This is a genomic window from Salibacter halophilus (genome assembly GCF_008806325.1).
Classification (GTDB): Bacteria; Bacteroidota; Bacteroidia; order Flavobacteriales_G; family Salibacteraceae; genus Salibacter; species Salibacter halophilus.
In genome coordinates this window covers 1-16,780 of record NZ_WACR01000003.1, presented here as the reverse complement: position 1 = coordinate 16,780, position 16,780 = coordinate 1, and the positions used below count along the sequence as shown (strand labels likewise).

At 36.7% G+C, this 16,780-nt stretch carries 15 protein-coding genes and 1 tRNA gene; 7 read left to right on the top strand and 9 right to left on the bottom strand.

Features of this window, described 5'->3' with window-relative positions:
• Window positions 1-21 precede the first annotated feature (21 nt).
• Window positions 22-744 carry a shikimate dehydrogenase family protein gene (locus tag F3059_RS03610; RefSeq protein ID WP_151166596.1) on the top strand — a complete coding sequence of 241 codons (723 nt, stop codon included), beginning with the start codon at window positions 22-24 and terminating at the stop codon, window positions 742-744.
• Here F3059_RS03610 and F3059_RS03605 read toward each other — a convergent pair.
• The 3 genes from F3059_RS03605 to F3059_RS03600 form a co-directional block, all read right to left on the bottom strand.
• On the bottom strand, window positions 738-1,337 hold the full coding sequence (locus F3059_RS03605) for a hypothetical protein (protein ID WP_151166594.1): 600 nt from the start codon (window positions 1,335-1,337) through the stop codon (window positions 738-740). The two genes, F3059_RS03610 and F3059_RS03605, sit on opposite strands and share 7 nt — an antisense overlap.
• Window positions 1,338-1,572: 235 nt before the next feature.
• The gene (locus F3059_RS13860) at window positions 1,573-1,740 is read right to left on the bottom strand and encodes a DUF6728 family protein (RefSeq protein ID WP_394349546.1); all 168 of its coding nucleotides are present in this window, start codon (window positions 1,738-1,740) and stop codon (window positions 1,573-1,575) included.
• Between the two features lie 63 nt (window positions 1,741-1,803).
• Complete coding sequence (locus F3059_RS03600) at window positions 1,804-2,388, bottom strand: hypothetical protein (protein WP_151166592.1); 585 nt, start codon at window positions 2,386-2,388, stop codon at window positions 1,804-1,806.
• 356 nt (window positions 2,389-2,744) lie between these two features.
• Between F3059_RS03600 and F3059_RS03595 the strand changes: the two genes are divergently transcribed.
• Complete coding sequence (locus F3059_RS03595) at window positions 2,745-5,414, top strand: lectin-like domain-containing protein (protein WP_151166590.1); 2,670 nt, start codon at window positions 2,745-2,747, stop codon at window positions 5,412-5,414.
• Window positions 5,415-5,451: 37 nt separating this feature from the next.
• Here the strand turns inward: F3059_RS03595 and F3059_RS03590 are convergent, their stop codons facing one another.
• From F3059_RS03590 to F3059_RS03575, 4 genes are read right to left on the bottom strand one after another with little or no spacing between them, the layout of a single operon-like run.
• Window positions 5,452-6,555 (bottom strand): hybrid sensor histidine kinase/response regulator, encoded by a 1,104-nt coding sequence (locus F3059_RS03590; RefSeq protein WP_151166588.1) that lies wholly within the window; start codon window positions 6,553-6,555, stop codon window positions 5,452-5,454.
• On the bottom strand, window positions 6,545-8,698 hold the full coding sequence (locus F3059_RS03585; protein WP_151166586.1) for a sensor histidine kinase: 2,154 nt from the start codon (window positions 8,696-8,698) through the stop codon (window positions 6,545-6,547). Before F3059_RS03585 ends, F3059_RS03590 begins: the two co-directional genes overlap by 11 nt.
• A 2-nt stretch (window positions 8,699-8,700) precedes the next feature.
• Window positions 8,701-9,408, bottom strand: coding sequence for a GNAT family N-acetyltransferase (locus tag F3059_RS03580; RefSeq protein ID WP_151166584.1), 708 nt, complete (start codon window positions 9,406-9,408; stop codon window positions 8,701-8,703).
• Entirely contained in the window at window positions 9,405-10,433 is a 1,029-nt protein-coding gene (locus tag F3059_RS03575) for a ThiF family adenylyltransferase (RefSeq protein ID WP_151166582.1), read from the bottom strand. The genes F3059_RS03580 and F3059_RS03575 overlap by 4 nt, the downstream gene beginning before the upstream one ends.
• 179 nt (window positions 10,434-10,612) lie before the next feature.
• Between F3059_RS03575 and F3059_RS03570 the strand changes: the two genes are divergently transcribed.
• The 5 genes from F3059_RS03570 to F3059_RS03550 all read left to right on the top strand — a co-directional run bounded on the left by F3059_RS03570 (window position 10,613) and on the right by F3059_RS03550 (window position 13,496).
• On the top strand, window positions 10,613-11,092 hold the full coding sequence (locus F3059_RS03570) for a response regulator (protein WP_151166581.1): 480 nt from the start codon (window positions 10,613-10,615) through the stop codon (window positions 11,090-11,092).
• Between the two features lie 70 nt (window positions 11,093-11,162).
• Complete coding sequence (locus tag F3059_RS03565) at window positions 11,163-11,876, top strand: head GIN domain-containing protein (RefSeq protein ID WP_151166580.1); 714 nt, start codon at window positions 11,163-11,165, stop codon at window positions 11,874-11,876.
• Between the two features lie 48 nt (window positions 11,877-11,924).
• The gene (locus F3059_RS03560; RefSeq protein WP_151166579.1) at window positions 11,925-12,443 is read left to right on the top strand and encodes an IS1096 element passenger TnpR family protein; all 519 of its coding nucleotides are present in this window, start codon (window positions 11,925-11,927) and stop codon (window positions 12,441-12,443) included.
• 5 nt (window positions 12,444-12,448) lie between these two features.
• Window positions 12,449-13,318, top strand: a complete 870-nt coding sequence (miaA, locus tag F3059_RS03555) for a tRNA (adenosine(37)-N6)-dimethylallyltransferase MiaA (RefSeq protein ID WP_151166578.1) — start codon at window positions 12,449-12,451, stop codon at window positions 13,316-13,318.
• Between the two features lie 102 nt (window positions 13,319-13,420).
• Window positions 13,421-13,496, top strand: a tRNA-His gene (locus tag F3059_RS03550).
• 114 nt (window positions 13,497-13,610) lie between these two features.
• Here the strand turns inward: F3059_RS03550 and F3059_RS03545 are convergent.
• Together F3059_RS03545 and F3059_RS03540 are read right to left on the bottom strand one after the other, a co-directional pair.
• On the bottom strand, window positions 13,611-15,713 hold the full coding sequence (locus F3059_RS03545; protein WP_151166577.1) for a T9SS type A sorting domain-containing protein: 2,103 nt from the start codon (window positions 15,711-15,713) through the stop codon (window positions 13,611-13,613).
• 20 nt (window positions 15,714-15,733) lie between these two features.
• Window positions 15,734-16,780: T9SS type A sorting domain-containing protein (locus F3059_RS03540; protein WP_151166576.1), on the bottom strand; the 1,047-nt coding region annotated here is incomplete at its 5' end.

The window sequence follows — 16,780 nt, the reverse complement described above, 5'->3', positions numbered from 1 at the left end:
CAAAATCAATTTTGCGGGGAAATGAAATCATACGGGTTAATCGGTAAATCACTAAAACACTCCTTCTCTCCTTCCTACTTCAAAGACAAATTTAAGCACGAACACATCACTGCCGATTACGAGTTAATTGAAGTCGAAAACCCTGCTAATTTACGGAGTGTTGATTTCCAAAAGTACTCTGGATTAAATGTCACCATTCCTTTTAAGAGTCAAATTATCGCTCTCCTCGACTCATTATCAAATGAAGCAATTGAGATAGGAGCAGTCAACACAATAAAAATCAATGAGGGTCAGTTAATCGGTCACAATACGGACTGGGTAGGCTTTAAGGAATCTATTGAGCCATTACTAAATGGATCTGACCAAAATGCTTTGATTTTTGGAACCGGAGGTGCTTCAAAAGCAGTTAGTTTTGCTCTTGACAAACTGGACATTTCTTTTGAACTGGTTTCGAGAAACATGAAGCCCGGAATCATGCATTATGACTCGCTTACACCAAACAAGTTAGCCAAATATGACATCTTGATTAATACGACACCGGTTGGAACAAAACACGGAAAAGATGATATTTTGCCAATTCATTATGAAGCGCTACAACCACATATGTTAGTATTTGATTTGGTTTACAATCCGCCCAAAACAGAATTGTTAATGCGTGCTAAAAATGCAGGTTGTAGAATTAAGAATGGTCATGAGATGCTGGAAAAGCAGGCTGAAGCGGCATGGGAGATTTGGAATCAATAATACTCGTTATAAAATTCAGTCAGGTTTTGGTTTAACTCGACAATCATATCAGGATAAGATCTCCTAAAAAGTGCAATTGCATCTCTTTTTCTTACAATAACCGGCATTTCATCAGGTAAGGGATTGAACTGATCATCAAGAATTACGATCCCCTTCATATGTGAACCAAATCGCCTAAAGTAAACTTCTCCTACATCAATGATGTAAATATTGGAAGTGTCTTTAACATTTAAGTTAGGATCAATTTTGAAATCTTCATTAATGAAAACCTCATTGAAGTTTTTGTTTTTAACCTTTTCGCTATCATAACTAAAGAAATATAAGACCGGGGCAAAGTCGAATGTATTCTTAAAAGAAGTCATTATAGCCTTATTCTTTTCGAGCTGTTTTTTGAAAGTTTTATCTGCTCGCTCCTGCTGCCCCTGAACTTCCATCATCAGGATTGAGTTTTCTTTTGTGTGTAAACGAACCAAAAGAGTTCCGTTTTTCATGGCTTTAATATGCTCGGCTGGAGATTTTATTTGAGCATAAGACGTACCTGAAAAAATGAGTAATAAAACTGAGACTATTAAATTAGTGAAGTGGGTTTTCATCAAAAGCTAATATTGAGTTTAACATGATCCGCATAGGAGTCTAGAACTTTGTGATCGGTTTCTTCGATCCAACATATTTGGTTTAGCCCTACTCTTGTCCACACTTCAGTAAGAAAATCTTCAACTCTGTATAGGTGAATATGAAAAGATCCGTGATAACGTGAAGCTACATAATGACCTTTATTTTTGACCAGCTTATACTTTTCAGACGTAGATAACTTACTGAACTTAGCCATTACAATACAAATTTAAAAAACATGATAATCAAACAAATGATGAACAGTAAAATAGAAATGCGGTTAATACCATGCATCATTTTTAGGTTGAAATTCTTAGTCTCTGATTTTCTAAATGCTCTAGCCGGGTTAAGGTAGTTGAGAAACTTTGACCACAATTCTTTCATATCACAAGTTTACGAATTTAACAGATGCCGTGTTTGAAAGTTTAGCTTATGGTAAAGAAGTAATTAAAAAAAACTATCTGTTTCAGATAAAATAGAGACACCAATTCTAACTCGAAGTAAATCTAAAAGAGCATTATATTCAGTATTTCCAAGATCAGGCCCTAACCTGTGTTCTATATTCCATGTTTTATCGAGCATGCTGTAGCCTACACCTATATTAACGCTTGTGCTCTCGGTTGATTTATAACAAAGGTCCACACCTGTAAAGAAACCAAAACCATTTGAGCTCAACTGGTTGAGCTCATAGGTTTCTTCAGTTGAACCAAGTGAGGAATATTCGACTATAGCATTTTTATGCCTGGCCGAACTAATAGTTGAAGCCCAGGAGGCTACGTAAAATCCGGCACTTGTTTCCAGGTACAGCTTATCTGATAAATCAATTGTAAATCCGATAGGCAAGCCTAATTCAATATTAAACCCAGAATGATTCATATATGAATCCAGCATTATTTCTTCTCTAACTCCCTTAGCTCCCTGTCCTGTAAATGTATTATTGACATAACTATTGTAGTTATCTGGATCTAAATCAGAAGCTCCTAGCGATGCATACAATCCAAAGAAATAATTTTGAGGGGTATTTATTTTCATATTAAACCTGACACTATTTATACTGTTACTTCTAAAATAGTGATCATTAGTCAACTCATGAATAGACATTAGCTCTACTCTGAGATCAATATTATTAACAGAATTTTCCTGTGAAAACAAGAAGCAGTTAGCAAAAATAGCTATCACACAAGCAATAACTTTATTCATGAATGAATTTGATATATGTTTAAAGTGATAAAAATAAAAGTTTATAATTAGCATTACGAGCTATCTATTATAAATAATTTGAACATGCTGTTAATGCCTATTAAAATTCAAGTTATTATTTTAGCAAACCGCTTGAGTATTTACTCGTTTATCAAAGCAGGATTTTTGCACGGAAAACTGGAGAAAAATTGGATAAAAGGGAATTTTCTTTAAAGTATTGTATCGCTATTATCATGACCTTGCTCGCAAGTTCAGTGGTTGTAGGACAACAATATCAATTAAATAATAATGCTACGAGCACAGGGAATGATTGCTTCACGTTAACATCTGATCAGGCAAATGTCACAGGTCAGGTTTGGTATAACCAGCAAATTGATTTGAGTCAACCCTTTGAACTTTATGCTACTTTAAATTTTGGTGGAAAAGACACTACTGGTGGTAACGGTATGAGTTTCTCATTTCATCAGGGTGGCATTTTAGCTGGAGTTCCTTCACCCGGAAATATGGGTTATAATGGGATTTTACCAAGTTTGGTTGTGGAGATGGATACTGATCAAAGTACTGCAAATTCAGATCCAGCTGATGATCATATTTCACTGATGAGAAACGGAAATAACTCGCACACTTCAACTAACAATTTGATTGGTCCGTCAATACTTACCAATATTGAAGATTCACTCGATCACGCGCTACACGTCAAGTGGGATCCTGCAGTTAATAACTTTAAAGTTTGGTTTGACTGTAATCTTGTGATTGATTACAATAATAATATCATTAACTCAGTTTTTGGATCTGACCCAAACGTATATTGGGGTTTTACGGGCGGCACATCATCTAATAGTAATATTCAAACAGTGTGTATTGAATACACCACGCTTCAGCCTGATATTCCAGATGTAACAACGTGCCAGGGTAATCCTATTGCGCTTGATGCAGGGTATGGAAATGTTTATGATTGGTCACCCGGAACAGGACTAAGTGATAGCACTATTCAAGACCCAATAGCCTCCCCAAGCAATACCACGAACTATACAGTTAGCATTTATGACTCTTGCGGTTACTTTAGAACAGATAGTTATACTCACACTATCATTGATAGTAATACAGCTACATTATCAGGAGATACGATTACATGTGAAGGGACTTCAGTTCCTTTAAATTTAGATATCACAGGAACAGGTCCGTTTACTGTTCAAATTTTTGATGGCACAAATGCAAACCTCTACAATGTTGATATAAACGGTAGACTGATTTCAAATGGACAAAAAATCACTGTATCTCCAACAACTACTACAACATATACGATAACCAGTTTTTCTGGTCAGGGTAACTGTGCCAATGGTTTTTCTGGAAGTGCTACAGTTACTATTGGTATATTAAATGGATTGCAATCAACTACACAAGATGTAACCTGTAATGGTTACTGTGACGGTGCAGCTCAGGTTTATATCCCACACTCAAATTCAGGCTATACATACATCTGGCCTAACCAAACCGGAGGAACATCTAAAAGTGGTTTATGTGGTGGAAATTATGATGTAGTTGTCAATAATGGTGGCGGATGTCAGGATACGATACCATTAGTCATCAATGAGCCTGCTCCAATTTCAATTAGTCCACTTAATGATATAGTTGCTTGCCAAAACGAAACTATCTCTGTTTTCACTAACGTCACAGGCGGATCTGGAAATTACTCTTACACCTGGAATACTTCAGAAGTTTCTTCTGCAATTAATGTTTGGGGAACAGATACTACTACTTACTCAGTAACTGTTACTGATGATAACAACTGTCCAGGAGATGATGCCTCCTTTGACCTCAATGTGTTACCTCCATTAGAACTAACAGTTAGTCCTGATACAGGACTTTGTATTGGTAATACTGCCAACTTATGGTCAATAGGTTCGGGTGGGGATGGTAACTATAGTTTTGTATGGAACGATCCTGATACTACTACTAATTTAACGACTAATGTCGATCCTGATTCTACGACATATTACACTGTATCACTAACTGATGGGTGCGGTTCACCAACTCAGGTTGACTCCGTTCAAGTCTTTGTTGATAATTATCCCTCACACGCTTATACATTTGTTGATCCTGCATGTGTCAATCAGGGTATATTATTCGAGATTCCAGAATACGATACTTCAGCAGATTACGAATTCAACTTTGGATTTGGTGATAGTTATTTCGCTACAGACTCTTCATTTTATTACCCTTTTCCAGATACTGGTTGCTATGATATTACACTCTCAATTAGTACAGAATATTGTGATAGTGTGAGGACTGATTCATGCGCTATCGAAATATATGAAACTCCTGAGGCAGACTTTACTTATAGCCCTGATACGGCCTCGAGATTGACTAACTTTGAGACATTCTTCCAGGACGAATCTGAAGGTGAAACAACTCAAACCTGGTACATTGGTGGAACTGTTGTATCTACTGCTGATACTCACAGTTACGAGTTTCAGGATTCAGGTTATTTCGATGTTGAGCTAATCGTTTCAAACGACTCCGGCTGTTTTGATACTACCATCAAAACCGTTTATGTAATGGGTGAAGACCGGGCATTCTTTATTCCCAATGCATTTACACCAAATGGTGATGGTTTAAACGATTCTTTTGGCCCTCAAATCGTAGATCGAAATATTAGAAATTACAGATTTACTATTTACAGTAGATGGGGAGATCTTGTCTTTGAAACTGATGATTTTAATGAGTTTTGGGATGGCACTGACTTTGAGAGTAATAGTGCTAACAGAAATCAAGAGACCTATCTCTGGAAGATTCAATATCGAGATTTTAGCGGACAACTACGTGAGTACGATGGTACCGTCCTTCTCTACCGTTAAAAGTTCAATAAATTTATCGGTCAGAACCGAAACAGGATTATTCCCTAATATTTGGAATTGTTACGTAAAATGAAGTTCCTTTACCGAGTTCTGATTCTGTTTTTACTGATCCCCCTAACCGCTCTACCGCTTCTTTGACAATGTATAGTCCTATGCCGGCTCCACGGCTCTGACTGTGACCTCTGTAAAACATTTGAAAAACTTTATCAGCAGTTTCTTTATCAAAGCCTACACCGTTATCAGAGATAGAGATGCGCGCTTCTTCTTCATCAACAATGACCTCTGTTTTTATTGTTTGTTCAGCAGTTTTTTCATTTTGAAAATGACAGGCATTTCTCAACAAATGATCTAAAATAATTTTCACCCTTTTTGGATCGCTTTTAAATTCATTCTGTTGGCTTACAACTTTTATGATTTTTGTTGACCTGTTCTTTAACTCTCTAGAGTTAATGTTGTACAAAACGTCTTCTAGAAGATCTTCAAATTTTATTGGCTCAATCTTAAAGTCAATCTTGAGGTTTTCTGAAAAGTGAGCAATACCCTGAAGAATATTTTCGAGCTTTTTGACACTTTCTTCAATCATGCCAATATATGTGCCTTGCACGGCATCATCACGTTCGTTTTTTATAAGTCTGGTCAAACCTAAAATTGAGGTCAACGGTCCTCTTAAGTCGTGAGAAGCACTGTATAGGAGTCTGTCTAGCTCATTATATGCTTTTTCAAGTTGTGAATTTTGACTTTTAATCTTAAGATGATCACAATACCGTTCAAAAGCTTGATCTATGATTATTTTCACTTGATCATTGTTCCATGGTTTGTGAATATACTGGTAGATTTCGCCTTTATTAATCGCCTCAATAGCAGGTGATAAATCATCATAACCTGTTATGAGCATCGTTATTATATCGTGGTAATTTTCTTTTACCCAGCACAAAAACGAGGAACCGTTCTCACCAGGTAAACGCTCATCACATATCACAATATGAAACTCATTTTCTAATAGCCGATGTTTACCATCTTCAGCGGTTTCAGCCGTTGTGATATCATAATACTTTCTAAAAGCGGCAATGAATCCGTATCGATTAGGTTCTTCATCATCGATGAAGAGTATTTTAGCTTTAGGAGGAATTTTATTTATCATCTGTAACCTGGTATTTTGGCAGTTTGATCGTAAATGTTACACCTCTATCTTTATTGTTTTCAACTTTAATTTCTCCGTTGTGCTTTTGGATTATACTTCGAGTTATTGAAAGACCTAATCCGGTACCTTCACCCACTGGTTTAGTCGTGAAGAATGGCTCAAATACTTTATTGATAACTTCTTGATCGATTCCCGGTCCATTATCGATAAATTGGATATATACATCTTCATCTTTGGAGTAACTCTTAAGCCTGATTTTACCGGGCTCTGACCGTGATTTATCTTCCTTCACGGCCTGTACTGCATTGCTGAGAATATTCATAAACACCTGGTTGATTTTACCGGCATAGCATTCTACTTTTGGTATATTCTCGAAGTCTCGCTCAACTTCAACTTCATTTTTTATTGTTGAATTTAAAAGCGTTATGGTAGATTCCAGTCCTTCGAGTAGATCCACTTTCTTGATATCCTGTTCCTCTGCTCTTGAGAATACTTTTAAGCCTCTTACTATTTCAGCTGTTCTGCGAGCACCTTCGTCTATTCCTCTGAGAAGAGAGTTAATCTCATCTTTGAGGTAATCTACTTCCAACTCTTCAATTAGTTCATTAATCTCATCGATTTTCAATTCAAAATCATCCCCATTTTTAATGGACTGGTATTTTTCGAAAACTTCAATAATATCTTCAATATCTCTCTTTAAAGGGTTAATGTTTGCAGTGACGAAGTTGATGGGGTTGTTGATTTCATGTGCTATCCCGGCTGTGAGCTGACCCAGTGACGCCATTTTTTCTTGCTCTACAAGTTGTGTTTGAGCTTCCTTGAGCTCATCGAGAGCTTCATTTAACTCTGAGTTGGTAAGACTCAACTCTTTTGTTCTTTCCTGAACTTTTTGTTCTAAAACGATATTTTGACGTTTGATCAATCTCTCGTTTTCCTTTGAAACTTCCAGTGCTTCTTTTTGAGCTATTTCATTTTGCTTCCTCAAGACGTTAATATAATCAGCCAAACCAAAAGCGAGCATTATAGTTTCAAGGCCTGAGCCATATTCAAGAACATTAGCTGTAAACAAGTTGTACTCCAGTACGCCCGAATCCTTCAAAACAAAAATGATAACAGATGTAAGGAAAAAACCCCAGGCTATAGAAAAGTAAATTGCTGTTCTCGACTTTTTAAAAGCTGCATAAATGGCACTTATAAGCATTGATAAAGCTAATAAGAGAGCTGCAATATTCATTACGCTGTAAGCATCATTGAAATTGCCCGAAAAAACCAGGACCAACTCTATTAAATAAATTGAACCTGAACCGATTACTATATAGTAAAGCGGTTTTGAAATCCTTTTAATTGATACGAATTCAAAAAAGAAAATTATGGAAAATAAAGCTGTAAGAGCGTTGATTACAAAGAGACTATGTTGTGCGACCTCAGGTGAATCAGGCCAGAAAAGTCGAAATGTATATCCGTTTAATGTAGCCTGTACCAACCCTACCATTGCTATATAAAGTACATAGTAAAGATAACTTCTAATTCTGGTTGTCAAGTAAATAAAGAAGTTATAGAAAAACATTACGAGCATTACACCGGCATAAATACCGTAAATTAGAGAGCGTGTTGTAAGAGTACTCATCATATCATCATTCCCCCCTACGAAGACTGGCAAGTTGATGACTTCTCCACTTTTAGCTCTAATGAAGTATGTTTTAGTTTCTCCTTTGGGAATGTTGACTTTAAACAGAAAGCTTGGATATTCATTTCCGCGTTGATCAAACGAAAACTCCTCCCCTTTTTTCCCTATCATTCTCACTTTACCATCAGTCTCCTCGTACAAAGCGATATAATCTAATATGGGATAGTCAACCTCAATAATCACTTCTGAAGAATTCAATTCATTTTTGAGGTTAAACTTTATCCATTGAGCATTTTGTGAAGGATCAAAACTGACTACTGAGGTGGTATTTTCTGTAAAGCTTTTATCCAGAACATCTAAAACACTCATTGACCCGGTGGAATCAGTAAAAACACTAACCCTTGAGCCAATAAAGCGTTCATTCATTTCATCAGAAACACTGATTGTATCGACAGCTGCAAAAAACTGAATCGTAGAAAAAATAAAGCAAATGAATATAGTGGCTATTTTATTCATATCTACAAATCTTCAATATATAAGTCGTAAGATACTATTAATTCTCCTTTAGGTCCTCTTTCTACCAGTTCCTGTTTTGGTTCTTTTCGTAAGCTCATGATCTCTTTTCTTTCTTTATCACTCGCTTTAGATAAATCATCTGTATCACTCAATCGAAGCACAGTAGCTGGTAAGTCAGGTTTTGGATATGGGAACTGGCCATCATTACCCAAAGACCTCACAACTTCAAAACCGGCTTTTTCAACCATGCCTACAGTATATGGAGCACAGAGTACCCATAAAATATTAATCTTCAAAAGATTCGCAATTTTAACTCCGGCTTTTGCAACACTGGCTTTTGTCAAAAATGTACTAACTCCACTTCCCCTAATTTCTTTAGCGTTCCACAAAGCACACAACTCACCCACTCCTTCAGGTATATCAGCTTTTACCATCGAATGAATATTACTGTCCATTTCACCAACAGCGTCCTGAACAGGGAGCTTTTCAGTTTCATCTCCCACTACATGAATGCGAGCCCCTCCGTAAACCTTAGAACCATCTTCATTTTCAACAGTAATTACATAGACATTAGGATTTCTCATCCAGGATCGATCAGCACTTGTAACCTTTTCTACGCCAAAATCACGCAAAACTTGTTCATGACCATCAGCAAAAAGCTCACTAGACTCCTGATTTTGGGTGGTTCGAAATGCTTTTATCTTGATCATGATCCTATAATCTGCTCAAAATCTACATAAAATCTTCCTGATTTCTTGTGTTCATTGAGTAATATTCGTCTACATATATTTGTTGATGCGGCTCCACCTAACATAACTCCTGAAGCTAATTGTGGCCAGCTAGAGATGGTTTTGCCAATTTCAGGCATTGATTTTTTTAATCTTTCTGATATATCTTCACCCACGATTCTTTGAACCAAACTAAGTTTATTTTCAGGGTTTTTGAGTTCTTCATTTGTCATGTTTAAATCTTCAAGAAACCCATGAAAAATTGGTCTGTCCGGTTCCAGATCAAATCTTTCTATATCGATCATTCCGCGGTCGTTAGTATCCATTATAACCGGAATCTCAATTTCCTTAGCACGTTCCCTCAATGACAGTTTAAGATCCAAACTATCACAAACCTCTACTAATATGTCAACATCTTTATTTAAAAAAGATGTAATGTTTTTGTCTGTTACCCCTTCATCAAAAAGAGTAACCTTTATATATGGATCTAATTCTGCAATTTGTCTTTTAGCAATTACTCCTTTATGTAATCCTATTTGGGGAATACCGGTTCTCAATCTATTGAGGTTACTGAGTTCGAGCTCATCGTAATCTGCCAGTATTAAATGACCCCCAACTCTTTCCATAGCAAGGGTCAGAGCCACAGAATTACCAACCGAAAGACCGGCAATTGAAATTGTAGATTCTGAAAGCTGTTGTTGCTCCTCAGGTGTGATTTTAAGTTGGTTTCTATTGGTTCTGACCTCTACAAACTCTTTTTCATCAAGGATTTCATATGCACTATTTAGCCAGGGATAATAAACCCATTTAGCATTTACTGAGTTACTGAGTTCATTGGCAAATTCTTGTGTCTTTTTATCATCTCCTTTTATTGTGACATCTCTACAAACTGCCAGTTCTTTTAATTGATCTGAATATAAGCTCTTCGAATAAAAATTTGGACTATGTTTAGATTTTAATTCATCTAATGAGTTAGGAAAAATTGGTTGTGAAAGTTGTTTATCCATTATTTACTATTATTGGTGGAGTTTGGAATGCACCAAATTAACAATTCCTTTCTTGTGAGCATTTTTGCCAACACGTCAATTCCTTTAAAGTATCAGGTTTTTAGCTTTATTAACGGTCTTTTTTGGTTAAATAATCGCTAGAATACCTTATTATTGTATTGCAAGCATAACACTGAATCATGACAGACGGAAATAAGGAAAAGGAAAAAATCCACGTGTTGTATGTTGATGATGAGGAGCATAATTTGGTTTCTTTTAAAGCTAGTTTTAGAAGAAGCTTCAAAATATGGACTGCTATCTCAGCAAATGAAGCCCGTGAAGTTTTAGAAAAAGAAGAAATTCACATAATCATCACTGACCAAAGAATGCCAGATGAGACAGGTGTTGAATTTTTAGTTTCTATTTTGGATAAACATCCTGAGCCTATTAGAATGCTGTTGACAGGATACTCTGATATTGAAGCCGTTATTGATTCTATCAACAAAGGTCAGGTTTATCGTTACATTACTAAACCCTGGAATGATAAGCAACTTGAGCTCAGTATCAAAAATGCGCATGAAGTGTATTCTTTGAGAAAAGAGAATAAAATACTTTTCGAAAAACTAAAGAAAGCTAACGAGCAATTAGAGTTCCTACTCCGTCAAAAGCTTCTCGATTAATACTTTTGGTATTCAGAACTTACTTTATTGAACAGACTATTAAAAGATCTGCACTAACTTTGTATCGTTCATGATGAAGAGGTACTTAATATTTTTTGTCCTGGTCTTTTCAATTTACGCTTGCAAAGACGAGTGCATATCAGGATCAGGTCCGCGAAAACTGAATATCAGAACCCTGCAGCCAGCGAGTTATGTTGATGTTTCAATATCTGGTAATGTATTCGTAGAAATCGATACTTCATTAAACGAAACTCAAATCCAAATTGAGGGAGAAGAAAATATTCTTGAAATTATTGAAACAAGTGTAAATAATAATATCTTACACGTCTCCTACTCATCTTGTCTCCAAAACCACAAAGAAGTTTCAATGACTGTCCGTACGCCTTCTTTAACTGGTGTTACAATAGATCAAGTTGGAAAAATAACTTCTAAAGATATCATCGATGTAGAGGACTTCCAGGTTGTCATCAATGGATCTGGAGACTGCGATCTGACCATGAGAGTTGACCAATTAACTACTCTAATCAACGGTTCAGGACAGGTAATATACCGTGGCGAATGTAACAGTCATAATCTCACTATCAACCAATCTGGAGATATTGAAGGATTTGAGATGCCCTCCAGAACGCTTGATGCTGACATTTCAGCTTCGGGAAATGCTTTAGTTCGCGTTTCACAAACAATTAATGCCAACATAACCGGTAGTGGTGATATTCGATACAAAGGATCTCCATCTATCAATAGAACCGGTGATGGCTCAGGTGAGATAATTGATGATAACTGATTCGCTTTTATTACGTACAACTGCTAAAGGAAAACTACATTTGCAGCCATGGAAAAAGCCTTTAAGTTTCGTGTATTAATCGACACTGCTGAAAAGCAGGATGTTTTCAGAGATATCGTACTCAAAAACAACCAATCTTTTTTAGATCTTCACAATCAGATCCAGGAAGCATTTGGGTTTGATAATTCAGAAATGGCATCATTCTACCTCAGTAATGAAGACTGGGAACGCGGTGAAGAAATTGCATTAATGGATATGGGAGCCGGCAAGCAAGGTCCGGCTAAATTGATGGAAGAAACACTCATCCACGACATTGTTGAAGACCAAAAACAAAAGATTCTATACGTTTTTGATTTTCTTAGAATGTGGACATTCTTTGTTGAAGTAGCTGAAATTCGTGATGCTGATAAAGATGAAGAGTTCCCTAAAATCTCTCTTTCATATGGCGAAGCTCCAGATCAACACTCCAAAACTGCTGAGGACCTTTTTGGAACTATGAATGCATATCCTGATGATGACGACAGCGAAAAGTCAGATTTTGACGAGCCTTTTGAGGAAGAACTGTAAGCTCCATGAAGCAGCTCATCGTCATTACAGGCCCGACAGCTGTTGGCAAAACTGATTTCACAATTGAGCTGGCTAAAAAGTGGAATACTGAAATTGTTTCCTGCGATTCAAGACAGTTTTATAAAGAATTATCAATAGGTACGGCTAAACCTACCAATGATGAAATGCAGGGAATCCCACACCACTTCATCAACTCACACAGTATTCTCGAAGAATACAATGCAGGTAAGTATGAAATCGATGCAGTTGAGAAGATCAACAGCCTTTTCAAAACTCATGATAAGGTAATTCTCACAGGTGGATCCGGCCTTTATATAAACGCTGTACTCTTCGGTATTGACGAAATGCCTTCGGTTCCGACCGAAATTAAAGAGCAAGTCGCTTCAGATTATAAAGATCACGGATTAGCATTTTTACAATACGAAGTAGAAAAGTTAGACCCTCAATTCTACAGTGAAGTTGACGATCAGAACCATACAAGGCTCATTAGAGCCCTCGAAGTTATGAGAGCCAGCGGCAAGACTTTTAGTTCTTTCAGAAAAAACACTCAACGAACAAGACCCTGGGATACCAAGATCTACGTTCTCAACCGAGATAGAAAGGAACTTCACGATAGAATTAACCTGCGAGTAGATAAGATGATTGAGTCTGGCTTAATAGATGAAGTCAAATCCGTTGAAAAATACAAGGACCATAGAGCCCTTAGGACAGTTGGTTACCAGGAGCTTTTTGAATTCATTGAAGGGTCAATCTCTTTAGAAAGAGCAATTGAGTTGATCAAGCGAAACACCCGCAGATACGCGAAGCGACAAATCACGTGGTTTAGAAGACTTGAAAATACGACCTGGCTCTATCCACCTTTTAAAATTGATTAGTAGTTTATAGAGCTTATTTATTTTCTTATTTCAAAACTATTTCTAATTTTGCAATCCCTCATCAAAAGCGGCCTTGCGAGGCTCTTTAGAGGATTTTAAAATGGTGGTTGTAGTTCAGTTGGTTAGAACGCCTGATTGTGGTTCAGGAGGTCGTGGGTTCGAGTCCCATCTTCCACCCTTTTGATTTTGAAAGCTCCTTCTTTAAGGAGCTTTTTTAGTTTTTGAGGGATAATAAAAAAAGGCCGTCTCTTTTCAAAGACAGCCTTTAATAATAAAATATAACTGTAAAATCTTAATTCTTAATTACTCTATAAATATTGCCTTCAACTCTCAAAAAGTAAACTCCCTGGGCATTGTTTGATAAATCAAGTATATTCATTCCATTATTAAACCTGCCATCTTTTAATCTTTTCCCCGTGTAGTCACTTATCATAAATTTATAATTAGGTTTATCTCCAGCAATTTTAATTTTGACAAAATCTGATACTGGGTTTGGATAAATGTCAATTCTTGAAGAATTTCTATATTCATTAAATGATACCTGGGTAATTTCGAAACAATTTGAAGTATCGACACAAGAACCATTATCTAATGCCACTGCATAAATCCCGTTTTCATCTGGCCTAAAAAGGTTTTTTGTTTCTCCGGGAATTGGAGTCATTGTTTCACAATCAATCCATTGATAACTCGCATTACTTTCGTTTGATAAGAGAATAGAAGTAGTTACTGATGTAACAGATTTATCAAGAGAATCAATTGTTAAATTAATAGTTATGATACTGTCACAACCAAAAGCATTGATTATAGTATCATGATAAGTCCCAGATGTATAGTAAGTTTTTCCACTACCAGAAATAGTAAAAGAATCACAACTGGTTACGTTAAGTAAAGAGCTTGTAACACCCACTTCAAGATCTACAATTAATATACTATCACACCCAACAGAGCTCGATATCGTATCTAAATAAATACCACTACTCGTGTAAGTCTCATCGCCACTAGGAACCGTGTAGGAATCACATACAAACTCATTAATTGTTGTAATTGAAGGATTATTAATAGTCAAATTAATCGTTATCAAACTATCACATCCAAAAACGTTTGGAATAGTATCAAGATATGTACCGCTAGATGTGTAAATTTCATCGCCACTAGGAACTGTATAGGAAATACATTCAGATATATTTATAGTATCATGACTTTCACACACAAACTCATAAACAATTGCCTGACCAGAGTTTGAGCCTGGAGTGTCATTGTAAGTAGCCCCTGCTACAACTCTCTTACCATCTCCACTAATGGCACAATTAAAACCAAATCGATCTCCTGAGTTAGAGCCAACAAAACTTGCTGACTCTATCCAAGAAGAGCTTGGATTATCCCATTTAAACACTTTTAATTGTCCAGATTCTGATCCATTTCCATCAAAACTGAAAGCTCCAACAGAAAGGTAATCACCATTTTTTGCTAATGAAACTCCATAACCAAATCTATCACCATAATTGTCTCCATTCAAAAACACTCCCTTTTGAGCCCATGATGATCCATTCCACTCGAATACTCCAACTTCTCCATTAGAATTTGTTGGAGCTCCTGAAGCAACGATTGTCCCTGATCTATTCATTGATACTGATCGACCAAATTGTCCACCTGATGAACTTGCAGATATTGAACCTCCAAGTTGACCCCATGAGTTATTACTCCACTCAAATACTCTCATTTCTCCAGGGCCAAGAGCTCCAACTACTATTTTTGAACCATCAAAGTTTATGTCTACATCCTGACCAAATTTATCATTACTCTGAATCCCATTTATATCTGATCCTTTTTGAGACCAATTTCCATTCTGCCATTCATATACTCTGGCTTTACCAGTGCTACTATTATATGATCTACCACTTACAATAACTGTCATCCCAGCCGAATCAAGAGCTGCTCCAGCTAAAAAAGAACCCTGTGGAAAATTAATATCAGTACCTTTCTTCATCCATGAATTCGAGATCCATTCGTAAACTCTTACCTGTCCACTATTACTTCCATTATCACTATTGTCAGGTGATCCAAAGGCAACAACACTTCCATCATAATTCAAATCTACCCTTGTGCCAGCTTCTTCACCTGAGTCTTCACCATACAATATTGAACCTTTTTGAATCCATTGGTTACCAGATAACTCATAAACTAACACTCCCCCCACATTACTGGAGTTTGAAGAGTCCATGAACCTGGCTCCTAGTGCGATTACATTTCCATCACCGCTAATAGCAACATTATAACCAAGTTCATCACCAGAAGCAACCCCATCTATAGGACTTCCTAACTGGCTCCACTGAGACAAGCCTTTAAATGAAATGTTAACTAAACAAACTATTATTATAAATAGAATCTTTTTCATCTTTAACTTTTAATTAGGAATTAATTCTTAATCACTCTATAAATATTGCCTTCAATTCTCAAAAAGTAAACTCCCTGGGCATTGTTTGATAAATCAATTCTATTAAGCCCTTTGCTCATCTTTCCAGACTCTATCAACTTTCCTGTAAAATCCAATACCTGATACTTATATGCAGTTTGATTTCCAGTTATAGAGACATTCACAATGTTTCTTGTTGGATTAGGATAAACATTTACACCTTTCAATGAAATTTCTTGGTTAACTCCTACTCCAATAACTTCTCGGCACGATGAAGTATCAGTACATGAACCATTGCTAATCTCTACTGCATAACTTCCACTAACATCAGGAATAAACGCACTATCAGTTTCACCAGGAATAGCTCGATTTGTTTCACAGTCAATCCATTGATAAGTAACATTTGAAGCGTTAGACACGAGTCCGCCAGGTGACAACACCGTAACAGAAGTATCGAGCGGATTAACAGTAAGATTTACTGTGATAATACTATCACAGCCAGATGTATTAGGAATAGTATCGATATACGTTCCAGTAGTATTATAAGTAGCATTTCCACTCGGAACAGTATAAGAGTCGCATACAGTAACATCAATTAAAGAACTCGTGCTCTCAATGCTAAGATTAATGGTCAGAACACTATCACAGCCTGCTGAGTTTGCTATCGTGTCCATGTACGTTCCACTCGTAATATACGTCTCATCCCCACTGGGAACTGTATATGAACTGCAAGCCGTTTCAATGAGTGTGGCTGATGAAGAGTTGTTGATTGTGAGGTTAATCGTTAAGATGCTGTCACAACCTGCTGAATTTGGAATCGTATCCATGTAAGACCCACTTGCCGAGTATGTTTCATCGCCACTCGGAACGGTGTAGCTATCGCAAGCAGTTGCTGTGATCGATGCAGTAGTATTCTGAATAGTTAAGTTAATCGTCAGAACACTATCACAGCCAGCAGCATTCGGAATCGTATCCATGTATGTTCCACTCGTTGTGTACGTCTCATCTCCACTCGGAACTGTGTAAGAGCCACAAGCAGTTTCGTTGAG

Coding starts and splice junctions, on each gene's coding strand:
- F3059_RS03610 (WP_151166596.1), top strand. CDS start 22: ATGAAATCATACGGGTTAATCGGTAAATCACTAAAACACTCCTTCTCT.
- F3059_RS03605 (WP_151166594.1), bottom strand. CDS start 1,337: ATGAAAACCCACTTCACTAATTTAATAGTCTCAGTTTTATTACTCATT.
- F3059_RS13860 (WP_394349546.1), bottom strand. CDS start 1,740: ATGAAAGAATTGTGGTCAAAGTTTCTCAACTACCTTAACCCGGCTAGA.
- F3059_RS03600 (WP_151166592.1), bottom strand. CDS start 2,388: ATGAAAATAAATACCCCTCAAAATTATTTCTTTGGATTGTATGCATCG.
- F3059_RS03590 (WP_151166588.1), bottom strand. CDS start 6,555: ATGATAAATAAAATTCCTCCTAAAGCTAAAATACTCTTCATCGATGAT.
- F3059_RS03585 (WP_151166586.1), bottom strand. CDS start 8,698: ATGAATAAAATAGCCACTATATTCATTTGCTTTATTTTTTCTACGATT.
- F3059_RS03580 (WP_151166584.1), bottom strand. CDS start 9,408: ATGATCAAGATAAAAGCATTTCGAACCACCCAAAATCAGGAGTCTAGT.
- F3059_RS03575 (WP_151166582.1), bottom strand. CDS start 10,433: ATGGATAAACAACTTTCACAACCAATTTTTCCTAACTCATTAGATGAA.
- F3059_RS03570 (WP_151166581.1), top strand. CDS start 10,613: ATGACAGACGGAAATAAGGAAAAGGAAAAAATCCACGTGTTGTATGTT.
- F3059_RS03565 (WP_151166580.1), top strand. CDS start 11,163: ATGATGAAGAGGTACTTAATATTTTTTGTCCTGGTCTTTTCAATTTAC.
- F3059_RS03560 (WP_151166579.1), top strand. CDS start 11,925: ATGGAAAAAGCCTTTAAGTTTCGTGTATTAATCGACACTGCTGAAAAG.
- miaA (WP_151166578.1), top strand. CDS start 12,449: ATGAAGCAGCTCATCGTCATTACAGGCCCGACAGCTGTTGGCAAAACT.
- F3059_RS03545 (WP_151166577.1), bottom strand. CDS start 15,713: ATGAAAAAGATTCTATTTATAATAATAGTTTGTTTAGTTAACATTTCA.